This window comes from Shouchella sp. JSM 1781072, assembly GCF_041949915.1.
Classification (GTDB): domain Bacteria; phylum Bacillota; class Bacilli; order Bacillales; family Bacillaceae_D; genus Shouchella.
The window spans coordinates 74381-86483 of sequence record NZ_JBHFQE010000001.1 but is presented as its reverse complement, the minus strand read 5'-3'; the positions used below and the strand labels follow the sequence as shown (position 1 = coordinate 86483).

General features: G+C 39.3%; 11 protein-coding genes. 8 read left to right on the top strand and 3 right to left on the bottom strand.

The window, feature by feature from the left end; all coding sequences use genetic code 11:
• Position 1: 1 nt before the first annotated feature.
• The 3 genes from ACE1TH_RS00465 to ACE1TH_RS00455 all read right to left on the bottom strand — a co-directional run bounded on the left by ACE1TH_RS00465 (position 2) and on the right by ACE1TH_RS00455 (position 3802).
• Positions 2-1180 carry a CDP-glycerol glycerophosphotransferase family protein gene (locus ACE1TH_RS00465; RefSeq protein ID WP_375078204.1) on the bottom strand — a complete coding sequence of 393 codons (1179 nt, stop codon included), beginning with the start codon at positions 1178-1180 and terminating at the stop codon, positions 2-4.
• A 70-nt stretch (positions 1181-1250) separates the two neighbouring features.
• Positions 1251-2639, bottom strand: coding sequence for a sugar transferase (locus tag ACE1TH_RS00460; RefSeq protein ID WP_255223807.1), 1389 nt, complete (start codon positions 2637-2639; stop codon positions 1251-1253).
• 137 nt (positions 2640-2776) lie between these two features.
• Positions 2777-3802, bottom strand: coding sequence for a glycosyltransferase family 2 protein (locus tag ACE1TH_RS00455; protein WP_375078203.1), 1026 nt, complete (start codon positions 3800-3802; stop codon positions 2777-2779).
• A gap of 131 nt (positions 3803-3933) precedes the next feature.
• On the opposite strand from ACE1TH_RS00455, the gene ACE1TH_RS00450 reads away from it, so the two are divergent.
• From ACE1TH_RS00450 to ACE1TH_RS00415, 8 genes are all read left to right on the top strand, one after another.
• Positions 3934-4719, top strand: coding sequence for an SGNH/GDSL hydrolase family protein (locus ACE1TH_RS00450; protein ID WP_375078202.1), 786 nt, complete (start codon positions 3934-3936; stop codon positions 4717-4719).
• A gap of 258 nt (positions 4720-4977) precedes the next feature.
• On the top strand, positions 4978-5370 hold the full coding sequence (gene nrdI / locus ACE1TH_RS00445) for a class Ib ribonucleoside-diphosphate reductase assembly flavoprotein NrdI (protein WP_099301758.1): 393 nt from the start codon (positions 4978-4980) through the stop codon (positions 5368-5370).
• Entirely contained in the window at positions 5291-7435 is a 2145-nt protein-coding gene (gene nrdE, locus ACE1TH_RS00440) for a class 1b ribonucleoside-diphosphate reductase subunit alpha (RefSeq protein ID WP_375078782.1), read from the top strand. The genes nrdI and nrdE overlap by 80 nt, the downstream gene beginning before the upstream one ends.
• Before the next feature lie 36 nt (positions 7436-7471).
• The gene (nrdF, locus tag ACE1TH_RS00435; RefSeq protein ID WP_099301988.1) at positions 7472-8449 is read left to right on the top strand and encodes a class 1b ribonucleoside-diphosphate reductase subunit beta; all 978 of its coding nucleotides are present in this window, start codon (positions 7472-7474) and stop codon (positions 8447-8449) included.
• Positions 8450-8624: 175 nt separating this feature from the next.
• On the top strand, positions 8625-9251 hold the full coding sequence (locus ACE1TH_RS00430; protein ID WP_099301989.1) for a hypothetical protein: 627 nt from the start codon (positions 8625-8627) through the stop codon (positions 9249-9251).
• A gap of 109 nt (positions 9252-9360) precedes the next feature.
• The gene (locus tag ACE1TH_RS00425; RefSeq protein ID WP_099301990.1) at positions 9361-9552 is read left to right on the top strand and encodes an SE1832 family protein; all 192 of its coding nucleotides are present in this window, start codon (positions 9361-9363) and stop codon (positions 9550-9552) included.
• A 118-nt stretch (positions 9553-9670) separates the two neighbouring features.
• Positions 9671-10963 carry a glycoside hydrolase family 18 protein gene (locus ACE1TH_RS00420; protein ID WP_375078201.1) on the top strand — a complete coding sequence of 431 codons (1293 nt, stop codon included), beginning with the start codon at positions 9671-9673 and terminating at the stop codon, positions 10961-10963.
• Between the two features lie 90 nt (positions 10964-11053).
• Positions 11054-11806, top strand: a complete 753-nt coding sequence (locus ACE1TH_RS00415; protein ID WP_099301992.1) for an SDR family oxidoreductase — start codon at positions 11054-11056, stop codon at positions 11804-11806.
• Positions 11807-12103: the final 297 nt, after the last annotated feature.

Below are 12103 nucleotides of genomic sequence, written 5' to 3'. Positions count from 1 at the left end.
ATTATTCACCCTTCATGTTAAATACTTCATTTACTACCCGCTTACTCGCATATCCATCCTCTAAGGAGAGAAATTTCTTCCTAAATGCTTCATAAGAATTAATTGGATTTTTAAGAGACTGTATTTCTTTAATAAGATCAGAAGTTGTTTTTACTAACGGTCCAGGCGCTTCTGTTTCAAGTGAAAAATAAAAGCCTCTAATATCATCACGATACTCCTCTAAATCATAAGTGAAAAATAAAATCGGTCTTTTCAGAATGGCATAATCAAAAAATACTGAAGAATAATCGGTTATTAATAGATCCGATATTAAATACAGCTCGTTAATATCATAATAATTTGAGACATCTATAGCAAAACTCTTATCAACGTCTAACACTAATTTCTTTGAAATAAAAGAGTGGAGTCTTAACAAGACCATATACTCTTGACCAAGTGATGCCTGTAATTGTTTAAGGTCTAACTGTAAATCAAAATGATAGTCACCAGGACCACTGTTATGATGATCTCTCCAAGTTGGTGCATATAAAATGACTTTTTTACTCTCAGGTATCGAAAACTTCTCTTTTATTTTTTTTATTGCCGCAGCATGATTATGATTTACTAACGCATCATTCCTTGGATAACCCGTTTCAAGTAATTTATTTTTAAAATCAAACGCTCTTTTGAAAATTTCTGTTGAATAGTGGTTTGGAGAAATTAAATAATCCCATTGAGCCACTTCTTTATGAAAGTTTCTTATGTATTCATCTTTATTTACACCAGGCATTTTAACTTCTTCCATATCAGCAACTAGCTTTTTTAACGGTGTTCCGTGCCAGGTTTGAAGGTAAATGGTATGGTTTGGCTTTTTCACCCAATTAGGCATTCTACTATTTGAAACCCAATATTTCGCTCTAGCCATAATTAAAAACCATTTAAAGCTTAATCGTTTCACGTAAGGAACATCATTTTCTTCAAAATGCTTAACATTTCTCTTATTAACGCTCCAAATCAAGTCAAAATCAGGATTTTCTGCCACCATGTGTTCATAAATCGCTCTCGGATTACAACTATATTGTTTACCCGAAAAACTTTCAAATAAAACAAGTTTTTTCCGAACTGGTAACATTGCCAAGAGCGAAAGTAGTGACCTTGAAACCCATTTTACAAGATTCATTTTCTTGAGTTTTTTCACCATTTTGTTCATTTATCCCTTCATAAAACAGATTCCCCACATACCATTTGTGATGTGGGGAATTCACATTTCTTTAGTGGCTCTGTTGCTTCTTTGTGTAGTAAGAAACTTTCTTGTCCGCTTTTTTATTTTTGCTTGTATTCGTTTCGCCTTCTGATTTTGCTTTATTAATCACAACCAAAATTGTTTGCATCAGAATCGTTAAATCCAACCAGAAGGAGTAATTTCGAATATAGTGTAAATCAAATTTAAGTTTTTTATCCGCATCTGTCGTATATTTCCCCATGACTTGTGCATAGCCAGTTATGCCTGGCTTTACTGCGTGTCGGTAGTTGAACCATTTGTTCTCACGTTGGAACTGCTTTGTGAAAAACTCTCGCTCTGGTCTTGGACCAACAAGCGACATATCGCCTTTTACAACGTTAATCAACTGTGGCAATTCATCAATTCTCGTTTTACGAATAAATTTCCCCATCTTCGTGATGCGGTCATCATTAGATTTCGCGAGGATTGGTCCGGTTTTCGACTCTGCGTCAATAACCATGGAACGAAATTTTAAGATGTTAAATGGTTTATGATTTTTCCCTACACGTTCTTGTTTAAAGAAAATTGGACCGCGATCTTCAAGCTTAATGGCAAGAGCGGTTACGAGCATGACTGGTAACGTTGCAACAATCATCACAACAGCAGCGGCGATGTCTACGCCACGTTTAACAAGTAGTTGTGTTAATGAAAGTGTAAATGGTTTTACTTGCATCACCATCGTATCGTCCATGGTGGTAACCGACGTATTCATTAGCAACATGTCGTTCACTTTAGGAACGACGTAGACCAGCTTTTTGTTTTTCATTGCGTGAAACATTAGGCGATCTTTTTTTTCTTCATCTAGCTCGGAGCCGATGAAGACAACGTTGAATTGATTAATTTGCGTTCTTAATTGCGCAAGCGATTCTTTTTTGTCGTACCATCTTACGTAGCTACTTTTTGAAAGGAAGGAAGCTAAACTGTCTTCCATCTCTTCGAATTCTTTTTCCGTCCCAATAAACATGACTTTCCCTTTTCGCGACAGCTGGCTATATTTCGTGTAGGCTGACTTCCAAATAAATAAAGAAAGAAATGCAAATCCGTGTGCAGAAAGAAGGACCGACCTTGGCATCGCAAATTCTCGGAAGAAGAAAGACACAGTCATTGTTATTAATAAGATGAATGTGACGGCAATTGCAAGCTTTCGTACGATATCCCACACGTCGTATTGTACCAATCGATCAAGTTCATATATGCCTAGAAATAAAATGCTTATTACAATAATCCAAGGTAAAATCCCTAAGAAAGCATCGTAGTTTTTAGGAGTCATTTGGTCATTAAAAAGAAGAAAAGCAAGTCCGTATGATAATACAATTAAAAGTAAATCGACGACCATTGTAAGCGCTCGTGTCGCGCGGTTTGGTATCATATTTGGCATCGTCTTAACTCCTAGATTCATAGAATTTTAAACTAAGCTTCATTTTAGCATAAGAACGATCGAATGTCTTTTGTCAAAAGAAGGTTTTATAAAATACCATAGAGGCCGCATTCTTCACATATTTTTTCATAGTCGATTTATTGATTTGTTCGCTTAATATGCCAATAAGGGCGCGAGAAATATGCTTGAAAGGAAGCGAACCCGCGTACGAAATGTAAGATAAAAAACGTGCCGATACACGGAAGCCAAAGTGAAATTCCATTTTCTTTTGCACATTGATAAGAGACGGTGGCGTTTAAAACAACATAAATCAAAACGATGCCGCTAAACAAAAGGAGCATGGTCGTACTAAAAAAGGAGGCAATCAATAAGAGAAGGCCTGTTATAAAAGCAAGCAGCGGAATTCGATGCCTTAACCCTAGCGCACCTGGTGTAGCGGCGTTGGCAATCATATTCCATTTCCCATCGCCTAATGATTTATCAATCAAGCCCTTCAATGTTGGGCGCACATAATACGTTGATTGTATCGTTGTCGACAAATAAAAGGTCTTCCCCAAATCACGCATTCGTTTATGAAATTCAATATCTTCATTTCGCTTTAATCGCTCGTCAAACAATCCCACATCCGTAAAAACAGAGCGTTTATAGGCGCCGTATGGTACCGTATCAACGTACCCTTTCCAATCTTTCCCCTCCAATGTGCGAAATTTTGAATTGCCGACACCAAATGGATGGGAATAGACATACTCATTTACTTTCCCTTGTTTTCCAACACCTCGTGATTGAATAATCCCGCCGACAACGTCTGCATTCGGCTGCTGTTTAATGCAGTCTACATACTGTTGAAGAAAGTCGTTAGGGACGGAAGTATGCCCATCTACACGCAAAATGTAGGCACCGCTCGCTTCCTTAATTCCAATATTCCAACCTGTAGGTAATGTTTTCTTTGGATTGGTTACTACTTTAATTGCGTGTCCGCTAGCCACGTACTCATTTACACGATCTAATGTCTTGTCTGTAGATTCTCCGTCGACAATGATTAGTTCAAACGTATACCCTTCCCTTTTTTGCTTGAGGAGATTTTCAATTAATGAGGCGATATAGCGCTCTTCATTTCGAATGACGAGCAACACGCTTATGTGTAACGTTTCATTATTTAACATAGGGTTCTCCTTGTTCTAAGCCTAGCAAGGCAATTGGTTATATTCACGATTTGATTAAAAAATTCTTTCTATGTGTACCAACCATGACTATAATAGATTGTAGATAATTGTCAAGAAAGGACGGAATGATGTTGAAAAAAGCAATTTTCCCTCTTGTTATTGTTTTTAGTGTAACAGGAATTATCGTAAGCTATTTGTATTACCAGCAGCAAATTTCTTCTATTGCTGAAGATGCAACAACAACTAGTACCACTCATCAATCGGAAATAACCACTGAAGAAGAAGTCATAAATGAGTCGGACCTTGAAGATGTCTATTCTTCTGGCTGGTTAGGAGCCTATTTTGATTCAGAGCCTCCCTCAGATCAACATCTTGTATTTGTTGGATCTAACGCGTTTGAAAGCACGGAAAGTGACCTTACTTGGCCATCTATTGTCATGGATGAAACTCTTGAGGCCATTGCCCCCACCGAAATGGGCTATGACGTTTTAACATTTAGTGAAGAAACGATAACGTCTTCTTTAATCGATGATGCGGCTTCGGCCATTATCGCAGCTGAACCAACCCTGCTAATTGTTGAATCGTTCTCATTGAATGATAATCAATACTACCTTCCGTTCACCGAAGAAGAATCTGTTGAAAATTTAGCTACCTTTTTGACACATATGGAAAATGAACTACCAGATATTGAAATCATTGTCGTTCCTTCTAATCCTTTTCCTAATGCCTTACATTATCTAGAACGAAAACAAGTTCTTGATGAACAAGCGGATTCATTGCCAGGAGAATACGTTGATCATTGGCAAGAGTGGCCGACGGGAGCCGAATTAGAGACGGTTATTCAAAACCTTCGACCAAATGATGAGGGGCAGCAAATTTGGGCCGATGCATTTCTAGAATTTTTTATCGATTCATAAGCTTATGTGTTCAAAATTTTATCTGTTAATCATGTAAATTTCCGTTATAATGGACAGCGTTCTACAAAACGTAGAACGCTTTTTGTTTGTCGAAAAAACGTTGAAAATCGATTATCCACAAAGAAAGAGTTGAAACAAGCGTGTTTTTCCCACTTTCCCACAGGCTGGGGATAAAATCAATATATTGATTTATTTACGTTTATCGTCTACCATATGTGGTATTAGAGATATAGAACAATCTATTGGAGATGCTCACTAATGAAAATATATTTTGATTCTAGAACTGGAAATGTCAAGCGTTTCACTCAAAAATTATCGTTTGACTGTGAACAGATTACAGAGTCGTTAGTCGTGGACGAGCCATTCATCCTTATTACGTACACGACAGGGTTTGGTGATTTGTCTCCTAAGACTCGTCATTTCTTAGAAACAAACCATAGATGGCTAGTAGGTGTAGCCGCGAGTGGAAATCGTATCTGGGGAGATCGATTTGCGAGAAGCGCCGACACAATTGCTAGCACGTACCACGTACCGATTCTTCATAAATTTGAACTAAGTGGAACATCCACCGATGTTGCACACTTTACACAGGAGGCTCATTCCATTGACAACACTAACGCAAAACACAGTACCCAAGTGGGTTCAGCTTAACAACGAGCTCATGATTGCAAAAGACGGCTCTTATCAGTTTGATAAAGATAAAGAAGCCGTACATAGTTATTTTGTTGACCATGTTAATCAAAATACCGTGTTCTTTCATGATTTAGAAGAAAAAATGGAGTACCTCGTTGAAAATGATTACTACGAGGAAGAGCTTCTCGAGCTATATACGATGGAAGAAATTAAAGAAGTGATGAACGTTGCGTATAATAAAAAATTCCGCTTTCCTTCTTTTATGTCTGCCTTTAAATTTTATAATGACTATGCATTAAAAACGAACGATAAAAGCAAAATCTTGGAACGTTATGAAGACCGCGTTGCCATCGTTGCTCTCTTTTTTGGTAAAGGCGATGTCACGAAAGCCAAAGCCCTTGTTCAAGCGATGATTTCTCAAGAGTTCCAACCTGCCACGCCAACATTTTTAAACGCAGGGCGTAAACGTCGTGGAGAGCTTGTTTCTTGTTTCTTATTAGAAGTAAATGACTCACTAAATGACATTAGCCGTGCTGTTGATATTTCCATGCAGCTATCAAAGCTTGGCGGTGGTGTTGCGCTAAACCTTTCTAAACTGCGTGCAAAAGGCGAAGCGATTAAAGATGTAGCCAACGCGACAAAAGGTGTTGTTGGCGTGATGAAGCTTTTAGATAATGCCTTCCGTTATGCGGATCAAATGGGACAGCGTCAAGGTTCAGGTGCAGCGTACCTCAACATTTTCCATGCGGATATTAACGATTTTCTTGATACGAGAAAAATCTCTGCGGATGAAGACGTTCGTGTGAAAACACTCTCGATTGGTGTCGTCATCCCAGACAAATTTATCGAGCTTATGCGTGAAGACAAAGATGCTTATCTTTTCTACCCGCATACTGTTTACAAAGCGTACGGGATGCATCTTGATGAAATGAATATGGAAGAGATGTACGAAACGTTAGTGGATGATCCGCGTGTTCGAAAAGAGAAAATCAACCCGCGTCGTTTGTTCCAAAAGCTAGCAATCCTTCGTTCAGAATCTGGTTATCCTTATATCATGTTCGCAGATAATGTGAACAAAGCTCATGCGAACAATCACATTAGCAACGTGAAATTCTCGAACCTTTGCTCTGAGATTTTACAGGCTTCTCAAGTATCTACCTACAACGATTACAATCAAGATGATGAAATCGGGCTCGATATTTCTTGTAACCTTGGCTCCATTAATATTATGAACGTCATGAAAAATAAATCGCTCGAACAGACTGTTGCCCTCGCTACCGATGCTTTAACACGAGTATCCGAGTCAACGAACATTACAAACGCACCTGCTGTTCGCAATGCAAATGAAAAAATGAAATCAATCGGCCTTGGTGCGATGAATCTACATGGTTTTCTTGCAGAACAACATATTGCGTACGAAAGCCCTGAAGCACGTGATTTTGCCAATAGCTTCTTCATGGCAATGAACTATTATTCTATAAAACGTTCAGCAGAAATTGCCCGCGATCGTGGTGAAACGTATTACCGCTACGATGAGAGTACGTATGCAACTGGTGAATATTTCACCCAGTATGTGACGACTGATTTCACACCTGAATTTGATAAAGTTGCGGCATTATTTGAAGGTATGCACCTTCCAACAATGGAAGATTGGAAAGAACTACAAGCATTCGTAAGTGAGCACGGTCTTTATCATAGCTATCGCTTGGCCATTGCTCCAACTGGTTCTATCTCGTACGTTCAGTCAGCAACGGCTAGCGTCATGCCGATTATGGAACGAATTGAAGAGCGTACGTACGGAAATTCAAAAACGTATTATCCAATGCCTGGTTTAACGGCAAACAACTGGTTCTTCTTTAAAGAAGCATACGACATGGATATGTTCAACGTTGTGGATATGATTGGAACGATTCAGCAACATATCGACCAAGGAATTAGTTTTACGCTATTCTTAAAAGACACAATGACAACAAGAGATTTAAACCGCATTGATCTATACGCTCACCATAAAGGCGTCAAAACGATCTATTATGCGCGTACAAAAGACACGGGCCAAGATGACTGTCTCTCTTGCGTTGTCTAAGTTTAATCGTGCAACAAGATAAAAGGAGAGTTTTTAATGACACACGTTTATGACGCAGCCAACTGGTCGAAACACGAAGATGATTTTACACAAATGTTCTACAACCAAAACGTAAAACAATTTTGGCTTCCTGAAGAAGTCGCCTTAAATGGCGATCTTCTTACGTGGAAGTACTTGTCTGCTAATGAAAAAGATACGTATATGAAAGTATTAGCTGGACTAACCCTTTTAGATACAGAACAAGGAAACACCGGCATGCCGATCGTCGCAGAGCACGTTGAAGGACACCAGCGAAAAGCGGTTTTAAATTTCATGGCGATGATGGAAAATGCTGTGCACGCAAAATCTTACTCCAACATCTTTATTACACTTGCAACGAGCGAGCAGATCAACGATGTTTTTGAATGGGTAAAAGAAAATCCGCGCCTTCAGAAAAAAGCTGATATGGTTGTATCCCTTTACAAAGGCATTCAAAAAGGAGACGACATTTCATTATTTAAAGCGATGGTCGCGTCTGTTTATTTAGAAAGCTTCTTATTTTACAGTGGCTTCTACTACCCTCTTTATTTTTATGGACAAGGGAAGCTTATGCAGAGCGGAGAAATCATTAATTTGATTCTACGTGATGAAGCCATTCACGGTGTATATGTCGGCTTACTTGCTCAAGAAATTTACAACAAACAAACAACCGAAAAACAAGCTGAGCTAAGAGAATTTTCACTAGATCTGCTTAAAGATCTCTATAAAAATGAGCTTACCTATACAGAAGAATTATATGATCCGGTTGGTTTATCCCATGATGTGAAGAAATTTATTCGTTATAATGCCAATAAAGCACTCATGAATCTTGGGTTTGATCCGTATTTTGAAGATGAAGAGATTAATCCTATTGTATTAAATGGATTAAATACAAAAACAAAATCACATGATTTCTTCTCTATGAAAGGAAACGGCTATAAAAAAGCGACCGTTGAACCTTTAAGAGATGATGATTTCTTTTTTGCAGAAAAATAAAAGTAGCGAACGAATACTCAAGAAAGAAGTGCGACAGGTGGTACTTGTAAAAGCCCCCCTCGTTCGCACTTTTTTACTGCTATACCCTATAGCTACACCTCTTTTTTGCTTGCGTCTGTACAAACCCTATACGATAATAGAGAGGTTAAGCGTTTTGAACAAGGAGGTACGAAACATGGGCAAAATGGATGAAATGATTGTTGTAGCACCAAGAAAACACGTTTTTCATGATGAATCACTCACCTTTCAAGGTGTTGTAAGCAATCACGAGCGCGTTGCAACGATCATGAATCGTATTAATCGCCATTTTAGTGAGATGAGACGAGGCAATGCAGAAGAAGATGAGACCTATAAACAACCCATTCCTTACGTGGTAATCCGTAAAGGGAATGACATTTACGCATATGAACGATTAAAGGGTGGCGGCGAATCTAGATTACATCAGAAGCTATCAATTGGTTTTGGCGGACATATGAACGCAACCTCCTCTTCTGATTTTAAAGAGATGCTCGAAACCAATACGGAGCGAGAACTTCATGAAGAATTAAACTTCGACCCTTCCTTTATTAAAGGCACGAAAACAATCGGCCTCATTAACGACGATGAAAACGATGTCGGTCGTGTTCATATTGGCATCTTATCCGTTCTAGATTTAGCTGAGGAAGCGACGGTAACGGTAAAAGAAACAAACCAACTTTCTGGAATGTGGTTGTCTGTTGACCAATTGAGTGAAACAGAAACGTTTGAACGCTTAGAAACATGGTCGCAATTCGTTATTGATATTTTAAAAAAAGCTTCATGATTGTACAATCATGAAGTCTTTTTCTATAGATACTAACCGTACAAAAGACGGATTCCTTGTCATGGGTAAATGGATTTGGTACATTCAAACAAACTAAGGGGGCATACACATGAAAACTGTGAAAGAATTGGAACAGGAGCTAGCTGAGTTAAAAAGCGATTTTGTTCGTCTACAGGGCGATGTAGAAAAAATTGAATCGACAGGCGGAAATGTGGCCAAGGCAATGGAGCAACTTGATTCCCTCGAAGCCGAAATTGCTAACGTGCGAGGTCAACTTCGCGAAGCACTAACAGAAAAGTAAATTCAACTATAATTAAGATCCTAAGGAGCAAAGAGTGAAAACTCTTTGCTTTTTTTCATGCACTCGCCCCTTTATGCATACCTTTAATAGTATCAACGATTAACGATAGGAGGTTCCTATGCAAATTCACGTTATTCAACAAGGTGAATCCCTTTACGGTATTGCACAAGCTTACAATCTTGCGCCAGAGGAAATTATTAACGCTAATGAGTTAGATGCACCAAACGCGTTAGTCATTGGACAAACGTTGGTTATCCCCATTGAAGGTAGATATTACTTTGTTCAATCTGGTGATACCTTATCGATTCTTGCTGCACGCTACGGCGTATCGGTTGAGCAAATCATCCAAATTAACCAACTCAATCCCAATCAACCCCTTTTGCCCGGTCAAAGGCTTTACTTTCCGCCCGTACCAAAAGTCGAGATTGAAAGTAACGCTTATATCGAGCCAATCAACAATAATTTGACCGACGCCCTTATCGAAGAAGCTCGGAAGCATTCCTCTTCCCTGACTTATTTAGCCCCTTTTAGCTATCAAATTAATCGTGATGGAACACTCGGTGAGCTTACGCTTGGTCCGTTACCCGATATTGCAGCAGCAGACGGGGCATCGCTAATGATGGTCATAACCAATTTAGAAGAAGGGGCTTTTAGTGGAGAGCTCGGTCAAGCTGTTCTTGAAGATGAAGCACTTCAAAATGAGCTACTTCGTTCCATCATTGCTGAAGCAAATCGTGTCGGTCGGTTTTCCGATGTTCATTTTGATTTTGAATTTTTGCCGCCAACCATGCGCGAGCCGTACAATCAATTTTTACGAAAAGCTGTGGAACAACTCCATCCACAAGGACTTCTAGTTTCAACAGCGCTTGCTCCTAAAACGAGTGCCGAGCAGTCTGGTCAATGGTACGAAGCGCATGATTATCGCGCACATGGCGAGATTGTCGATTTTGTTGTGCTGATGACGTACGAGTGGGGCTATTCTGGAGGACCTCCCTTAGCCGTTTCACCGATTGGACCCGTTACCGATGTCGTCGAATATGCGTTATCTGAGATGCCTTCAGAGAAGATTATGCTCGGTCAAAATCTCTATGGCTATGATTGGACACTTCCATTTGAACCTGGCGGCGACTATGCAAGAGCGGTTAGCCCTCAACAAGCCATTACGCTAGCTAGAGAAAATAATGCCGCTATTCAATATGATGAAGAAGCGCAAGCACCCTTCTTTTTTTATATTGATGAGTCAGGCGCAACCCATGAAGTCTGGTTTGAAGATGCCCGATCCATTAACGCAAAGTTTTCCCTCATCCGAACTTATCAATTAAGGGGGATTAGTTATTGGAAACTCGGCTTAGCGTTTCCACAGAACTGGCTTTTGTTGAATGACCAATTTACCATTCGGAAGCGTGCTTAACTCCCCTTACAATAAAAAGGGGAGCTTTTTCGTTTCATTTCGCTTAAATCGGGAATCCAAAAAGAATAAAATATGAAGTAGGTGATTTGAATGAAAGACACTGCTGTCATTACTGGAGCTGCTTCTGGAATCGGCTTAGCAACAGCTCACTTGTTCATTAAGCATCATATCCCAGTGGCATTAATTGATATGGATGGAGAAGCGCTAGAAAAGCTGAAACAGCAATACCCCGAACACACGATTCAGATTTTTCAAGGTAACGTTGCGAATAAAGAGGAAATGAAGCGTATTTTCACAGACCTTTCATCCTCTGTATCTACAATCTCGACCCTGTTTGCCAATGCCGGCATAAATGGAAAAGTCACGTCAATTGAAGCTTTTGATCCAGACGATTGGGATAAAACCATCCATACAAATTTGCGAGGTACATTTTTAACAGTTAAATATGCCATTCCCTTTATGAAGAAACATGGTGGAAGTATTGTGTTGACAAGTTCCGTAAACGGCACTAGAACGTTTTCAAATATTGGCATGTCTGCCTATAGCGCGTCAAAGGCCGGAATCGTCGCCTTTGGGAAGATGGCCGCACTAGAGCTGTCTCATTACCACATACGCGTTAATACAATTCTACCAGGAGCTATAAAGACAAACATTGACGAGCGCACTTATCGAGAGGACACTGAGCTCGAGAGCCTTTCCTTTCATAAAAAAGTAGACTCGTTCCCTACTTCTGCTGCCGATCCAATTGAAATTGCTCAAACCGTCTACTTCCTTTCAACCAATGAAGCAAAACATATAAGCGGTACGGAGATTGTTATTGATGCTGGACAAACCCTTTTATAGCGAAAAAGCAACACATCTAGATGTGTTGCCTCGTCTACTAGCGTATAATGAGCATGACTAAGACAATTAACCCTAACCACATTGGAATACTTAATAAAACACCCCAACACAAACCCACCAAAAAACGTGTACTATACATAACAGAATCCCTCATTTGGATTTGTTTTCTTCTAGCTTTGACGAAAAAAGGACCGTTCATGCAATCAACGGTCTTTTTCTATAGTGTATGTATACATTTAAAAGGTTGAACCAATCGGGTTCATTCAATATTATAAAAAAATTAATAAAAAGAAGGTT